A 14451-nucleotide genomic window follows, 5' to 3' on the forward strand; every position below is an offset into this window, starting at 1 on the left:
ATAATAAAGCATGACCCGCGCAACGGCTAGCGCCGTCGGAGACCCTTGTAATGCCCCATGAAGATGTACGCCTTCAACAACTTAGCGCCTGGCTGGACCAGCGACTGCCCGCCTTGTTCCATGCCGAAGGCTGGGGCGAGGTGCCACCCGCCAATCTGCTGCCGGCCAGCAGTGACGCGAGTTTCCGCCGTTATTTCCGTTGGCAGGCGGAAGGCCGCAGCCTGATCCTGATGGATGCTCCGCCGCCCCAGGAAGACTGTCGCCCCTTCGTCAAAGTGGCCGAAATGCTCGCCGAAGCCGGTGTGCATGTGCCGCGGATTCTTGCGGCGGACCTGGAGCAGGGCTTCCTCTTGCTCGATGATCTGGGCCGCCAGACCTACCTCGAGGTGATCGACGCCGATAACGCCGATGCCTTGTTCGAGGATGCATTCCGGGCATTGCTGGCCCTGCAGGGGCGCAGCTTCGACGTGCCGATGCCGGTCTATGACGACGCCCTGCTGCGCCGCGAATTGCAGCTGTTCCCCGACTGGTACCTGCAGCGCCACCTGGGCATCGAGCTGTCCGGCGAGCGCCTGGCTGCCTGGCAACGTGTCTGTGACCTGCTGATCACCAGCGCCCTCGAGCAGCCCCGTGTGCTGGTGCACCGCGACTACATGCCGCGCAACCTGATGCTCAGTACGCCCAACCCGGGTGTGCTGGATTTCCAGGATGCGGTCTACGGCCCGGTCACCTACGACGTCACCAGCCTGTTCAAGGACGCCTTCCTCAGTTGGCCCGAAGCACGCGTGCGTGCCTGGCTGGAGCGCTACTGGAACCTCGCCCGTGAGGCCGGTATCCCGGTACAGCCGCAACTGGACGACTTCCTCCGTGCCAGCGACCTGATGGGCGTGCAGCGTCACCTCAAGGTCATCGGCATCTTCGCGCGCATCTGCCATCGTGATGGCAAGCCCAAGTACCTGGGTGATGTCCCGCGCTTCTTCTCCTATATAGAGGCGGTGATCGAGCGGCGCCCCGAGCTGGCCGATCTCAAGGCACTGTTCGACTCCCTGCCGCAGGCCGAGGCGGTGACCCCATGAGGGCGATGATCCTCGCGGCGGGCAAGGGCGAGCGCATGCGCCCGTTGACGCTGCACACCCCCAAGCCGCTGGTGCGTGCCGCCGGCACCCCGTTGATCGAGTTCCACATCCGCGCTTTGGCGGCGGCCGGCTTCCGCGAACTGGTGATCAACCACGCCTGGCTCGGCCAGCAGATCGAGGATCACCTGGGTAGTGGCGAGCGTTTCGGCGTGTCCATCCGCTACTCGCCGGAAGGCGAACCCCTGGAAACCGGTGGCGGCATTCACCGCGCGCTACCGCTGCTGGGGGACGAGCCTTTCCTTGTGGTCAACGGTGATATCTGGACCGACTACGATTTCGCCGCCCTGAAGGATTTTCCGTTGCAAGGGCTCGCTCATCTGGTGCTGGTGGATAACCCCGCTCACCACCCGGGTGGCGATTTTATCCTCGACCAGGGCGTGGTCCGTGACGGTGTGCCCGGTCAGCCAGGCCTGACCTACAGCGGCATCGCCGTGTTGCACCCCGCGCTTTTCGAAGGGAGCAGTGCCGGAGCCTTCAAGCTGGCGCCGTTGCTGCGCCAGGCCATGGGCGAGGGACGCGTCAGTGGCGAGCATTTCACCGGTCGTTGGGTGGATGTCGGCACCCACGAGCGCCTGGCGGAAGTCGAGCGCCTGATCGCGGCGGAGCGCTGAGATGTTCTGGCCCGTCACGTTGCTCGGCGCCATCGTCGGCATGTTCATCGCCAGCATTCCCGGCGCATTGCTGGGTGGCCTGCTTGGCCAGGTGGTGGATCGCCGGCTGAAGCTGGATTCCTGGGCCAGCCTGCGGGCGCGCTTGCGCCGTGGCATGGCTGTGGAGCAGGAGGACCTGCTTTTCGTATTGCTCGGCCGCCTGGCCAAGAGCGAGGGGCGGGTCGTGGACCTGCATATCCAGCAGGCCCGTGCCGAGATGCGCCGCCTTGGGCTGGACGAGGCCGGGCAGCGCCGGGCGATCGTCGCCTTTACCAGGGGCAAGTCCGAGCCGGTCGACCTGTACCTGCCCCTGCGCGGGTTGCGTTATCAGCGTGCCGAGGGCGAGGCGTTGCTGCGCAGTTGCTGGCAGATGGCGGCAGCGGATGGTCGGGTCGGCAAGCACGAGCGGGAGCTGATCCTGCTCTGGGGCAAATGGCTGGATTGGCCGGCAGAGCAGGTGGAAGCCCTGTGCGCCGGCTTCGATATTCCTGGCGGTGCGCCTGTGCGTCGTGGCAGTGCCTACCAGGATGCCCTGGCGCTACTGGGGGTGAACGCCAACAGTGAACCGGCGGCGATCAAGCGCGCCTACCGGCGTTTGATCAGCCGCAACCACCCGGACAAGCTGGCCGGCGCCGGGGCCAGCCCGCAGCGTGTGCGCGAGGCCACCGAGAAAACCCGTGAATTGCACAACGCCTACAGCCTGATCCGCGAGCGCCACGGCTTCCGCTAGATACCCGGCGACTGCGGGATGATGGGCGCCGGTGCGGCCGCGGGTGCCTTTTTCCCTGGTGCCTGCAGGTGCGACTCGAGCCAGCCGCGCACCCGCCGGAACAGTTGCTCCTGGTCGGCGTTCCGGTCCGGCAACGTCTTCAGACCCACTTGCACATAGGCCGGGTGCTTGTCGCGCTTGCTCGCCTGCAGGCGCTTGAGGGCGGCGGCGCTGTCCAGTGGCCGGTCCTTGTAGAAGAAATCACCGATGGATTGCGTGAGCTTGGGTGCCGAGTCCTCCAGGGCCGGGCCGTAGCCGGGCGGTACCTCGGCATCCACCAGTATCAAGTTGTCGATGCTGGCGGACGGCGCGTCGCTCAAGGCCTGCACGGCCCAGTAGGCGCCACTGCCGTGGCCGAGCAGGACGATGGTCTTCGGGCCCCGCTGGTTGGCGAAGGCGATGGCCGCCTGGATGCGCGCGGCGATCCGCGTGGCCTGGGCCTTACGCTCTTCCTCGGCGCTGAGTACCGGCTGCGCTGGGTCGGTGGAGGGCTCGGCGCTGCCCGCCTGCTCGGGCGTCGGGGGCGGGGTAGCCGGGTCGGCCTTCTCGGTTTTCGCATCGCCGTCGGCGGGTGGTTCGGCCTGCTCCACCGGGCGCGGTGGCGGCTCGTTGCCCTTGGGGTCGGGCAGGGTGAGGCTGAGGCTGTGCCAGCCGACATCCGGCAGTTTGTTGCGCAGCGGCGCGATCGCCCGGGGCCAGTCGGCGCTCTCGCCATCACCGGGCAGCAGGATCACCACGCCATTGGGCTCGGCCACATTGGCTGGCTTCCACAGGGCCAGGAAGGCATCGTCGCCGGCCTTAAGCTGTTGCTGTTCCTTCTGGGGCAACTGGCGCTCCAGGGCACTGGCGTCTTCCTGGCTGCGTTCTTCCAGGGGCGCGCGTTCCACCGGCGTTTCCGTGGCGGCGTTCTCGTCCTTCTTTTTTTCGGCCGGCGGGTCTTCGCCGTGGGCGATCGTCGGCAGCAGCAGCGCGAGGCAAAGGGCGGCGAGTGTCGGGCGAGGGGCTCGGAGCATCAGAGGATTCCACGGAGTGGCCATAGGCACGCAGCCTAATGGCTAGGCCGGTATTTGTCAGGCGCACCTTCGCCTCGGCAGGGATGCTGGAGTAAGGTACGTCGGCTTCGTTCTCGGGCAGCCTGGCTGTGCGGAGTTTCCTGTGATTCGTTCGTTGTGTCTCTTGCTTCTCACCTGCTGCCTGGCGGCTTCCCTGGGCGCTGCTCCCGCATCCACGCCGGTCGCACTGGAGCCGCCGCTGCGCGAGTGGCTGGATCAGCACGAGCAACTGCGTGCCGGCGTGGTGCTGCAGGCGCCTTATGCACAGCTGGACCGCCGTCTGCAGCAGCTCTCCGGCGTCAACGTGGAGCTGCTCGATTGGGTCGCTGCCGCACTCGGCGTGCGCCTGGTCTGGCGCACCTTCGCCGATAACGCCGAGTTGGAGAATGCCCTGCGCACCGGGCAGATCGACCTCGCGCCCGGCCTCAGCCAAACCCCTGCCGGCCTGCGCCTGTGGCTGTTCTCCGACCCCTATATGCGCGTGCCGCAGCTGGTGGTGGGGGAGCGCGGTAACGGCGGCGCCGTGGATATCGAGAAGCTCGGCGGTGATGAGCCCGTGGCGGTGCGTGCACCCAGCGCGGTGGCGGACTACCTGCGCGCCACCTACTCCAATGTCGCCGTGCAGGGCGTGGGCAGTGAGCGCCAGGCCCTGCGTGCGGTGCTGGAGCAGCAGGTGAAGTTCGCGGTGATAGACGAGGCGCAGCTCAGCCGGCTGTCTCGCGAGCAGGAGTTCTCCGGCCTTGCGGTGGTGGGCGACATCGGTTTTCCCCAGTTGCTGCGAGTGGCGACCCGGCGCGACTGGCCGCAGCTCTCCACGGCGGTGGACGCCGCCCTGCGTACCATTCCGCCCAAGGACCTGGACCAGTTGCACGAGCGCTGGCTGCAGCCCAAGTACCCGCGCATGGGCGAGTCGCCCGGTTTCTGGCAGAACCTCAGCCTGCTGCTCGGCCTGCTGTTCCTCAGCGCGGCGGCGATCATCTACTGGCTGCGCCGCCAGCAGCGCATCCTGGAGAAGCGTTTGCTGGAAGCGCGGCATGCCATCCGGCTGCGCGAGACGGCGGAGGAGGCGCTGCGCCTGACTCAGTTCTCCATCGACAACAGCACCGTCGGCATCCTTTGGGTCAACTGGGACAGCCATGTGCGCTATGCCAACCGCGCCGTGGAACAGATGCTCGGCTACGAGGCCGGCGGCCTCACCGATCGCCCCCTGGCGCATATCCAGCCGCAGCTGGACATGGACCGCTGGCTCAACCTCTGGCGCCGCGCGCGCAATCACGATGAAAGTGCGCAGACCTTCGAGACCGCCTGCCTGCGCGCCGATGGCAGCGAGATGCCGGCGGACGTTTCCCTGAGCTTCCTGCGCTTCGGCACCTCCGAGTACCTGGTGGTGTTCCTCACCGACGTCACCGAGCGTCGCCGTGCCCATGCCGCCCTTGAGGAGAGCGAGGCGCGCCTCAAGGGCATCGCCTCCAACGTGCCGGGCCTGGTGTTCCGCCTGGAGCGCCTGCGTGCCGGCGAGGACGCCGAATTCGCCTTCATCGGCGCCGGCAGCGAGGCCCTGGTGGGCTATAGCGCCGGTGAGTTGCTGGACACCGGGCGTGGCATCCGTGGCCTGGTGCACCCGGACGATGTCGACGGCTACTGGACCAGCCAGATGGCGGCGCTGGCGGCTGACCGCGACTGGCACTGGCAGGGCCGCGTCCTCACCCGCGAAGGCCAGCAGCGCTGGGCCGACATCAAGGCCAGTGCGCGTCTTTTCGAGGACGGTCGCGCCACCTGGGACGGCGTGGTCTGGGACATCACCGCCAACAAGCAGATCGAACTCGAACTGGCCGCATCCCGTGCCCAACTGCGGGACCTGTCGGCGCACCTGGAAAGCGTGCGCGAGGAGGAGAAGGCGCGCATCGCCCGCGAAGTGCACGACGAACTGGGCCAGGTGCTCACCGTGCTCAAGCTGGAAACCTCCATGTGCGAGCTGGCCTATGGCGAGCTGGACCCCGGCCTGGGCGAGCGCCTGAACAGCATGAAGCGCCTCATCGCCCAGCTCTTCCAGCTGGTGCGCGATGTGGCCACGGCCTTGCGCCCGCCCATCCTCGACGCCGGCATCGGTTCGGCCATCGAGTGGCAGGCACGGCGCTTCGAGGCGCGCACCGGCATCCCTTGCCTGGTACGGGTGCCGGAGGTGCTGCCGCAGCTGTCGGACGCCAAGGCCATCGGCCTGTTCCGTATCCTCCAGGAGGCACTGACCAACGTCATGCGCCACGCCCAGGCCCATAGCGTGGACGTGGCGCTGGAGCTGGAAGACGGTGGCCTGCAACTGATCGTCAGCGACGATGGCGCGGGCTTCGACCCCGCTGCCTGCCGACCGGGCGTATCCTTCGGCCTCGTCGGCATGCGCGAGCGGGTGTTGATGCTGGGCGGCGACCTGTCGATCGACAGCCAGCCGGGAGAAGGCGCCACGCTGGTGGTGCGCATCGCTTTGGACAAGGAGAAGAGCAGGTGATCCGAGTACTGGTGGCCGAAGACCACACCATCGTCCGCGAGGGCATCAAGCAGTTGATCGGCCTGGCCAAGGACCTGTGCGTGGTGGGTGAGGCGGGCAATGGCGAGCAGTTGCTCGACACCCTGCGGCAGACGCCTTGCGAGGTGGTGCTGCTGGATATCTCCATGCCCGGCGTCAACGGCCTGGAGGCCATTCCGCGTATCCGTGCCCTGACCAACCCGCCGGCGGTGCTGGTGCTGTCGATGCACGACGAGGTGCAGATGGCGGCGCGCGCGCTGAAGATCGGTGCTGCCGGCTACGCCACCAAGGACAGCGACCCGGCGCTGCTGCTCACCGCCATCCGCAAGGTTGCGTCCGGTGGCCGCTACATCGACCCCGAGCTGGCCGACCGCATGGTCTTCGAAGTGGGCCTGACCGATTCGCGCCCGCCCCACGCGCTGTTGTCCGAGCGCGAGTTCTCGGTGTTCGAGCGCCTGGTGAAGGGGGAGGGCGTCAACGAGATCGCCCAGCACCTGGCAGTCAGCGGCAAGACCGTGAGCACCCACAAGGCGCGCCTGATGCAGAAGCTCGGCGCCCATTCGGTGGCCGATCTGGTCAAGTACGCGGTGGAGCACAAGCTGGTCTGAATACCTGATCGACCCGCTGGGAATTGTAGGGCTCGCCCTACACGCGATCCTCCGCCGCCCTTATAGCAATCTCTCATAGCGCCCGATTTGCGTGGCTTGCCGGCTTCTCTAGTCTCTGGGGACGGCATAAACAAAAATCACAAAGGTGCGGTGATGGCCTCCATTCCGGCGAACGATGTACTGGTCAGCTTCCGTGGCGTGCAAAAGAGCTACGACGGCGAGTCGCTCATCGTCAAAGACCTCAATCTGGATATTCGCAAAGGCGAGTTCCTGACCCTGCTGGGCCCCTCCGGCTCCGGCAAGACCACCAGCCTGATGATGCTCGCCGGGTTCGAGACCCCGACCAATGGCGAGATCCTCCTGGCCGGGCGTTCGATCAACAACGTGCCGCCGCACAAGCGCGACATCGGCATGGTGTTCCAGAACTACGCGCTGTTCCCGCACATGACGGTGGCCGAGAACCTGGCCTTCCCGCTCACCGTGCGCGGCATGAACAAGACCGACATCAGCGAGCGCGTGAAGCGCGCGCTGTCCATGGTCCAGCTCGATGCCTTCCGCAACCGCTATCCGGCCCAGCTCTCCGGCGGCCAGCAGCAGCGCGTGGCCCTGGCCCGCGCCCTGGTGTTCGAGCCGCAACTGGTGCTGATGGACGAGCCGCTGGGCGCGCTCGACAAACAGCTACGCGAGCACATGCAGATGGAGATCAAGCACATCCACCAGCGCCTGGGCGTGACGGTGGTGTACGTGACCCACGACCAGGGCGAGGCGCTGACCATGTCCGACCGCGTGGCGGTGTTCCACCAGGGCGAGATCCAGCAGATCGCCCCGCCCCGTGAGCTCTACGAAGCCCCCAGCAACACCTTCGTGGCCAACTTCATCGGTGAGAACAACCGCCTCAACGGCCAGCTGGTCAGCCGTGATGGCGAGCGCTGCGTGGTCAGCCTGGCCCGCGGCGAGAAGGTCGAGGCGCTGGCGGTCAACGTCGGCCAGCCGGGCGAGCCGGTGACCCTGTCGATCCGCCCCGAACGGATACGCCTGAACGGTGGCAGCGAACACTGCGCGAACCGTTTCTCCGGCCGTGTCGAGGAGTTCGTCTACCTGGGCGACCACGTGCGTATCCGCATGGAGGTGTGTGGCAAGCCCGACTTCTTCGTCAAGCAACCCATTGCCGAGCTCGACCCCGCATTGGCGGTAGGCGACGTGGTGTCCCTCGGTTGGCAAGTGGAGCACGTGCGCGCACTGGACCCGCTGATAGCGGACTGACGACGCGGCGGCACCCCGGCATTACCCACCCAGCACTATGGAGAAAACAACAATGTCCAAATCCTTGAAGCTCACTGCCCTTGCGTTGGGGCTGGCATGCGCCGCACAGGCCATGGCAGCCGACCTGACCGTCGTTTCATTCGGCGGCGCGAACAAGAATGCCCAGGTGAAGGCGTTCTACGAACCCTTCCAGGCGTCCACCAGCAACAAGATCATCGCCGGCGAGTACAACGGCGAGATGGCCAAGGTGAAAGCCATGGTCGATACCGGCAGCGTTTCCTGGAACCTGGTAGAAGTCGAATCCCCCGAGCTGGCTCGTGGCTGTGACGAGGGCCTGTTCGAGGAGCTGGACCCGGCGCAGTTCGGCAAGGCCGAGGACTTCGTTCCCGGCGCCGTCCAACCCTGCGGCGTGGGCTTCTTCGTCTGGTCCACCGTGCTCGCCTACAACGCCGACAAGCTGAAGAGCGCCCCCACCAGCTGGGCCGACTTCTGGGACACCGGCAAATTCCCGGGCAAGCGCGGTCTGCGCAAGGGCGCCAAGTACACCCTGGAGTTCGCCCTGATGGCCGACGGCGTCGCGCCCAAGGACGTCTACACCGTGCTCGCCACCCAGTCAGGCCAGGACCGCGCCTTCAAGAAGCTCGACCAGATCAAGCCGAGCATCCAGTGGTGGGAAGCCGGCGCCCAGCCGCCGCAGTTCCTCGCCTCCGGTGACGTGGTCATGAGCTCCGCCTACAACGGCCGCATCGCTGCGGTGCAGAAGGAGAGCAACCTCAAGGTGGTATGGACCGGCGGCATCTACGACTTCGACGCCTGGGCCATCCCGAAGGGCGCCAAGGATCAGGAAGCCGCGCTGAAGTTCATCGCCTTCTCGGTCAAGCCCGAGCAGCAGAAGATCTACTCCGAGAACATCGCCTACGGTCCGGCCAACAAGCAGGCGGTACCGCTGCTGGACAAGGGCCTGCTCAAGGACATGCCGACCACGCCTGAGAACATCAAGGACCAGGTCGCCATGAACGTGACCTTCTGGGCCGACTACGGCGAGCAGTTGGAACAGCGCTTCAACTCCTGGGCTGCCAAGTAACCGGCCACCCAGCACATCCCCTCCTCCTCGCGGGGGAGGGGAGTACCCAGAGATCCACCGGAGTTCGCCATGGCCACCCTCGTTGCCGGCCCGACCCTCAAGCAACGCCTCGCGCGTGCCGAGCGGGTCAACCGCCTGAAGTCCCAGGCCCTGATCCTGCCGCTGCTGCTGTTCCTCCTGCTGACCTTCCTGGTCCCCATCGGCACCCTGCTCTACAAGAGCGTGAGCAACCCCGAGGTGGTCGGCGCGCTGCCGCGTACCGTCGAGGCAATCTCCGCCTGGGACGGCAAGGCGCTGCCCGATGAGCCGGCCTACAAGGCCCTGGCCGAAGACCTGGCCGCTGCGCGCAAGAACCAGACCGTCGGCGATCTTTCCAAGCGCCTGAACATGGAGCTGGCCGGCTATCGCAGCCTGATGGCCAAGACCGCTCGCGCACTGCCGTTCAAGGAGACCCCCGCTTCCTACAAGGACGCGATGGAGGGCCTCGACGAGCGCTGGGGCGACCCGGCCTACTGGCAGGCGATCCGCCGCAACGCCTCCAGCCTGACCCCCTATTACCTGCTGGCGGCCGTCGACCATCGCATCGACGACCTCGGCGAAGTCGCCCCGGCGACGCCGGACCAGGCCATCTACCTGGACATCTTCACCCGCACCTTCTGGATGGGCGCGGTGATCACCCTCATCTGCCTGGTGCTGGCCTATCCGTTGGCTTACCTGCTGGCCAACCTGCCGACGCGCAAGAGCAACCTGCTGATGATCCTGGTGCTGCTGCCGTTCTGGACCTCGATCCTGGTGCGCGTGGCGGCCTGGATCGTGCTGCTGCAGTCCGGCGGCCTGATCAACGGGGCGCTGCTCAAGCTCGGGCTGATCGACCAGCCGCTGCAACTGGTGTTCAACCGCACCGGCGTCTACGTGGCGATGGTGCACATCATGCTGCCGTTCATGATCCTGCCGATCTACAGCGTGATGAAGGGCATCTCGCCCACCTACATGCGTGCGGCGATCTCCCTCGGCTGCCACCCCTTCGCCAGCTTCTGGCGGGTGTATTTCCCGCAGACCGTGGCGGGTGTCGGCGCGGGCTGCCTGCTGGTGTTCATCCTGTCCATCGGCTACTACATCACCCCGGCGCTGCTGGGCAGCCCGAACGACCAGATGGTCAGCTACTTCGTCGCCTTCTTCACCAACACCACCATCAACTGGGGCATGGCCACCGCCCTGGGCGGCATGCTGCTGCTCGCCACCATGGTGCTCTACGTCGTCTACAGCTGGCTGGTGGGCGCCGGCCGCCTGCGCCTGGGTTGAGGAGAGAAGAAATGCTGAGTCCCTACATGTCTCCGGTCGAGCGCCTGTGGTTCTACACCCTGCGCATTCTCTGCGGCCTGGTGCTGCTGTTCCTGATCCTGCCGGTGCTGGTGATCATCCCGCTGTCGTTCAACTCGGGCACCTTCCTGGTCTATCCGCTGCAGGGCTTCTCCCTGCGCTGGTACGCGGACTTCTTCGGCTCGGCCGAGTGGATGCGCGCGCTGACCAACAGCATCATCGTCGCCCCGGCCGCGACCTTGCTGGCGATGGTCTTCGGCACCCTGGCCTCCATCGGCCTGACCCGGGGCGAGTTCCGCGGCAAGGCGCTGGTGATGAGCCTGCTGATCTCGCCGATGGTGGTGCCGGTGGTGATCATCGGTGTCGCCAGCTACCTGTTCTTCGCCCCTCTGGGCCTCGGCAACAGCTACCTGTCGCTGATCTTGGTGCACGCGGTGCTCGGCGTGCCCTTCGTCATCATCACCGTGTCGGCCACCCTGCAGGGCTTCAACCACAACCTGGTGCGCGCCGCCGCCAGCCTGGGTGCGCCGCCGCTGACCGCGTTCTTCCGCGTGACCCTGCCGCTGATCGCCCCGGGGGTGATCTCGGGGGCGCTGTTCGCCTTCGCCACCTCCTTCGACGAAGTGGTGGTGACCCTGTTCCTCGCCGGCCCCGAGCAGGCGACCCTGCCGAGGCAGATGTTCAGCGGCATCCGCGAGAACCTCAGCCCCACCATCGCGGCGGCGGCGACCCTGCTGATCGGCTTCTCCGTGGTGCTGTTGCTGGTGCTGGAGTGGCTGCGCGGTCGCAGCGAAAAACTGCGTACGTCGATGCCCGAGTAACGGCGCGACAGGTCGGAAACGGGGAGCCAAGGCTCCCCGTTTGCATTGTGGCGGGGCATCGCTGATGTATGACAAAGCCTTGGAGGCGGACTCAGGCTACAATCCGCGCCACCGTGATTCTGCTCCGAGGTCTGTCATGCAACCCTTCGCCATCGCCCCGTCGATCCTTTCCGCCGATTTCGCCCGCCTGGGCGAGGAAGTCGACAACGTGCTCGCCGCTGGCGCCGATATCGTCCACTTCGACGTGATGGACAACCACTACGTGCCCAACCTGACCATCGGCCCGATGGTCTGCTCGGCGCTGCGCAAGTACGGCGTCACCGCGCCCATCGACGTGCACCTGATGGTCTCGCCGGTGGATCGCATCATCGGCGACTTCATCGAGGCCGGTGCCACCTACATCACCTTCCACCCGGAAGCCTCCCTGCACGTCGACCGTTCCCTGCAACTGATCCGCGACGGCGGCTGCAAGGCCGGCCTGGTGTTCAACCCGGCAGCGGGCCTGGACGCGCTGAAGTACGTGATGGACAAGGTCGACATGATCCTGCTAATGAGCGTGAACCCCGGCTTCGGCGGGCAGAAGTTCATCCCCGGGACCCTCGACAAGCTGCGTGAGGCGCGCGCGCTGATCGACGCCTCTGGCCGCGATATCCGCCTGGAGATCGACGGTGGCGTAAACGTGAAGAACATCCGCGAGATCGCCGCTGCGGGTGCTGACACCTTCGTCGCCGGCTCGGCCATCTTCAACACGCCGGACTACGCCGAAGTCATTGCCGCCATGCGCGCCGAGCTGGCCCAGGCCTGATGAGCGCCCTGCAGCGGCTGTTCGACGGGCGCCTGCCGCGCCTGGTGATGTTCGACCTGGATGGCACCCTGGTGGATTCGGTGCCCGACCTCGCTGCCGCCATCGACCGCATGCTCGTCACCCTCGGCCGCCCGGCCGCGGGTATCGAGCAGGTGCGCGAATGGGTCGGTAACGGTGCCCGGGTGCTGGTACGCCGCGCCCTGGCCGGTGGCCTCGATCATGCCGCCGTGCATGACGAGGACGCCGAGAAGGCGCTGGAGATCTTCATGGAGGCCTACGCCGACAGCCATTCGCTGACGGTGGTCTACCCGGGCGTCGCCGAGACCCTCAAGTGGCTGAAGAAGAAGGGCGTCGAGCTGGCGCTGATCACCAACAAGCCGGAGCGCTTCGTCGCCCCCTTGCTGGACGAGATGAAGCTCGGGCGCTACTTCCCGCTGATCATCGCCGGCGACACCCTGCCCCAGCAGAAGCCCGACCCGGCGGCACTGCTCCATGTGATGCACATGACCGGCACCAGCCGCACCGAGTCGCTGTTCATCGGTGACTCGCGCAATGACGTGCTGGCAGCCAAGGCGGCCGGCGTGCAGTGCGTGGCGTTGAGCTACGGCTACAACCACGGACGGCCCATCAGCGAAGAGGAGCCGGCCCTGGTGGTGGACGACCTGCGTGAGCTGCTGCCTGGCGGTTGCGCGGCAAACGGCGCTGCGCTAATGTCGCCCGACTCCCCAGATCATCTGCCTCACAGAGATAGAAACGTGCTGGTTCCCTGCAAGCGTTGGCTCGAACGAGCCGGAATGAAGATCATCAAGGCCGCGGCCCGTTGGCGCTGGCGCGCCTGATTTGATTCTGGCCGGATACTCCGGCGCGTTTGCACACCGACGTTTTTTCTCCAGGAGCCTCCGGGCTCCTCGCCCACGAGGCTGATCATGACCCGCGATGAATTCCTGCGTTTGGCCGCTGAAGGCTACAACCGCATCCCGCTCGCGTTCGAAACCCTGGCGGATTTCGACACCCCCCTTTCCCTCTACCTGAAGCTGGCCGACACGCCCTTCTCCTACCTGCTCGAATCGGTACAGGGCGGCGAGAAGTGGGGCCGCTACTCGATCATCGGGCTGGAAAGCCGCACCGTCCTGCGTGCCCATGGCCACCAGGTCAGCGTGAGCGTCGACGGCCAGGTCGTGGAAAGCCAGGAGAGCGAAGACCCGCTGGGCTTCGTCGAAAGCTTCAAGGATCGCTACAAGGTGGCGCCCATCGCCGGGCTGCCGCGCTTCAATGGCGGGCTGGTGGGTTACTTCGGCTACGACTGCGTGCGCTACGTCGAGAAGCGCCTGGCCAACTGCCCGAACCCCGATCCGCTGGGCACCCCGGACATCCTGCTGATGGTTTCGGACGCCGTGGTGGTGTTCGACAACCTGGCCGGCAAGCTGCACGCCATCGTGCTGGTCGACCCGAGCGCCCCCGACGCCTTCGAGCAGGGCCAGGCGGCCCTCGCCGAGCTGCGCCAGAAGCTGCGCCTGCCGATCACCCCGCGCCTGGGCGTGGACCCGGCGCTGCAGTTCTCCGAAGACCTGCCCTACCGCTCCAGCTCCACCCGTGAGGAGTACGAGCAGGCGGTACGCGAGATCAAGGAGTTCATCCTCGCCGGCGACTGCATGCAGGTGGTGATCTCCCAGCGCATGACCATCGATTTCAAGGCTGCGCCCATCGACCTGTACCGGGCGCTGCGCTGCTTCAACCCGACGCCTTACATGTACTTCTTCAACTTCGGCGACTTCCATGTGGTGGGCAGCTCGCCGGAGGTGCTGGTGCGGGTCGAGGATGGCCTGGTCACCGTGCGCCCCATCGCCGGCACCCGCCCGCGTGGCGCCACCGAGGAAGCCGACCTGGCGCTGGAGGAGGACCTGCTCTCCGACGCCAAGGAACTCGCCGAGCACCTGATGCTCATCGACCTGGGCCGCAACGATGTCGGCCGCGTCTCGTCCACCGGCTCGGTGAAGGTCACCGAGAAGATGGTGATCGAGCGCTACTCCAACGTGATGCACATCGTCTCCAACGTCACCGGGCAGCTGAAGGACGGCGTCTCGGCGATGGACGCGCTGCGCGCCATCCTGCCGGCCGGCACCCTCTCCGGGGCGCCGAAGATCCGCGCGATGGAGATCATCGACCAGCTCGAACCGGTCAAGCGTGGCGTCTACGGCGGCGCCGTGGGCTACCTGGCCTGGAACGGCAATATGGACACCGCCATCGCGATTCGCACGGCGGTCATCAAGGACGGCCAACTGCACGTGCAGGCAGGCGCGGGAATCGTCGCCGACTCGGTCCCGGCACTGGAATGGGAGGAGACGCTGAACAAGCGCCGCGCCATGTTCCGTGCCGTGGCTCTCGCCGAACAGACCGCCAAGACCGACGCCTGAGGATTGCT

The 14451-nt window shown here is 66.4% G+C and carries 13 protein-coding genes; 12 read left to right on the forward strand and 1 reads right to left on the reverse strand.

Annotated features, from left to right (window positions below; all coding sequences use genetic code 11):
- The first annotated feature begins 50 nt into the window (after window positions 1–50).
- From PI990_RS03200 to PI990_RS03210, 3 genes are read left to right on the forward strand one after another with little or no spacing between them, the layout of a single operon-like run.
- Window positions 51–1076 carry an aminoglycoside phosphotransferase family protein gene (locus PI990_RS03200; protein WP_271659819.1) on the forward strand — a complete coding sequence of 342 codons (1026 nt, stop codon included), beginning with the start codon at window positions 51–53 and terminating at the stop codon, window positions 1074–1076.
- The gene (gene murU, locus PI990_RS03205) at window positions 1073–1747 is read left to right on the forward strand and encodes an N-acetylmuramate alpha-1-phosphate uridylyltransferase MurU (RefSeq protein WP_271659820.1); all 675 of its coding nucleotides are present in this window, start codon (window positions 1073–1075) and stop codon (window positions 1745–1747) included. Before PI990_RS03200 ends, murU begins: the two co-directional genes overlap by 4 nt.
- A 1-nt stretch (window position 1748) precedes the next feature.
- Complete coding sequence (locus PI990_RS03210) at window positions 1749–2516, forward strand: TerB family tellurite resistance protein (RefSeq protein ID WP_184488548.1); 768 nt, start codon at window positions 1749–1751, stop codon at window positions 2514–2516.
- Here PI990_RS03210 and PI990_RS03215 read toward each other — a convergent pair.
- Window positions 2513–3568, reverse strand: a complete 1056-nt coding sequence (locus tag PI990_RS03215) for an alpha/beta hydrolase family protein (protein WP_271659821.1) — start codon at window positions 3566–3568, stop codon at window positions 2513–2515. The two genes, PI990_RS03210 and PI990_RS03215, sit on opposite strands and share 4 nt — an antisense overlap.
- Window positions 3569–3710: 142 nt before the next feature.
- Here PI990_RS03215 and PI990_RS03220 point away from each other — a divergent pair, with 142 nt between their 5' ends.
- The 9 genes from PI990_RS03220 (at window position 3711) to trpE (ending at window position 14443) form a co-directional block, all read left to right on the forward strand.
- A complete protein-coding gene (locus PI990_RS03220) occupies window positions 3711–6110 on the forward strand; it encodes a PAS domain-containing sensor histidine kinase (protein ID WP_271659822.1) in 2400 nt (799 codons plus the stop codon).
- Window positions 6107–6736, forward strand: a complete 630-nt coding sequence (locus PI990_RS03225) for a response regulator (RefSeq protein ID WP_021221602.1) — start codon at window positions 6107–6109, stop codon at window positions 6734–6736. Before PI990_RS03220 ends, PI990_RS03225 begins: the two co-directional genes overlap by 4 nt.
- Window positions 6737–6889: 153 nt before the next feature.
- Window positions 6890–7999: an ABC transporter ATP-binding protein gene (locus tag PI990_RS03230; protein ID WP_271659823.1), complete on the forward strand. Its 1110-nt coding sequence runs from the start codon at window positions 6890–6892 to the stop codon at window positions 7997–7999.
- A gap of 52 nt (window positions 8000–8051) precedes the next feature.
- Window positions 8052–9083, forward strand: coding sequence for an ABC transporter substrate-binding protein (locus tag PI990_RS03235; protein ID WP_271659824.1), 1032 nt, complete (start codon window positions 8052–8054; stop codon window positions 9081–9083).
- Between the two features lie 69 nt (window positions 9084–9152).
- Entirely contained in the window at window positions 9153–10385 is a 1233-nt protein-coding gene (locus tag PI990_RS03240) for an ABC transporter permease (RefSeq protein ID WP_021221605.1), read from the forward strand.
- Window positions 10386–10396: 11 nt separating this feature from the next.
- Window positions 10397–11224, forward strand: a complete 828-nt coding sequence (locus tag PI990_RS03245; protein ID WP_021221606.1) for an ABC transporter permease — start codon at window positions 10397–10399, stop codon at window positions 11222–11224.
- 136 nt (window positions 11225–11360) lie between these two features.
- Window positions 11361–12029: a ribulose-phosphate 3-epimerase gene (gene rpe, locus PI990_RS03250; protein WP_021221607.1), complete on the forward strand. Its 669-nt coding sequence runs from the start codon at window positions 11361–11363 to the stop codon at window positions 12027–12029.
- Entirely contained in the window at window positions 12029–12868 is an 840-nt protein-coding gene (locus tag PI990_RS03255; protein WP_021221608.1) for a phosphoglycolate phosphatase, read from the forward strand. Before rpe ends, PI990_RS03255 begins: the two co-directional genes overlap by 1 nt.
- 87 nt (window positions 12869–12955) lie before the next feature.
- Window positions 12956–14443 (forward strand): anthranilate synthase component I, encoded by a 1488-nt coding sequence (trpE, locus tag PI990_RS03260; RefSeq protein ID WP_043246411.1) that lies wholly within the window; start codon window positions 12956–12958, stop codon window positions 14441–14443.
- The last annotated feature ends 8 nt before the right edge of the window (window positions 14444–14451 follow it).

Origin of the sequence: Pseudomonas sp. TUM22785 (assembly GCF_028198105.1) — a bacterium.
Taxonomy (GTDB): Bacteria; Pseudomonadota; Gammaproteobacteria; order Pseudomonadales; family Pseudomonadaceae; genus Metapseudomonas; species Metapseudomonas solani.

Excerpts from the sequence above, each read along its gene's own strand:
- murU (WP_271659820.1), top strand. The coding sequence starts at position 1,073 with ATGAGGGCGATGATCCTCGCGGCGGGCAAGGGCGAGCGCATGCGCCCG.
- PI990_RS03215 (WP_271659821.1), bottom strand. The coding sequence starts at position 3,568 with ATGCTCCGAGCCCCTCGCCCGACACTCGCCGCCCTTTGCCTCGCGCTG.
- PI990_RS03200 (WP_271659819.1), top strand. The coding sequence starts at position 51 with ATGCCCCATGAAGATGTACGCCTTCAACAACTTAGCGCCTGGCTGGAC.
- PI990_RS03245 (WP_021221606.1), top strand. The coding sequence starts at position 10,397 with ATGCTGAGTCCCTACATGTCTCCGGTCGAGCGCCTGTGGTTCTACACC.
- PI990_RS03255 (WP_021221608.1), top strand. The coding sequence starts at position 12,029 with ATGAGCGCCCTGCAGCGGCTGTTCGACGGGCGCCTGCCGCGCCTGGTG.
- PI990_RS03210 (WP_184488548.1), top strand. The coding sequence starts at position 1,749 with ATGTTCTGGCCCGTCACGTTGCTCGGCGCCATCGTCGGCATGTTCATC.
- PI990_RS03235 (WP_271659824.1), top strand. The coding sequence starts at position 8,052 with ATGTCCAAATCCTTGAAGCTCACTGCCCTTGCGTTGGGGCTGGCATGC.
- rpe (WP_021221607.1), top strand. The coding sequence starts at position 11,361 with ATGCAACCCTTCGCCATCGCCCCGTCGATCCTTTCCGCCGATTTCGCC.
- trpE (WP_043246411.1), top strand. The coding sequence starts at position 12,956 with ATGACCCGCGATGAATTCCTGCGTTTGGCCGCTGAAGGCTACAACCGC.
- PI990_RS03240 (WP_021221605.1), top strand. The coding sequence starts at position 9,153 with ATGGCCACCCTCGTTGCCGGCCCGACCCTCAAGCAACGCCTCGCGCGT.
- PI990_RS03230 (WP_271659823.1), top strand. The coding sequence starts at position 6,890 with ATGGCCTCCATTCCGGCGAACGATGTACTGGTCAGCTTCCGTGGCGTG.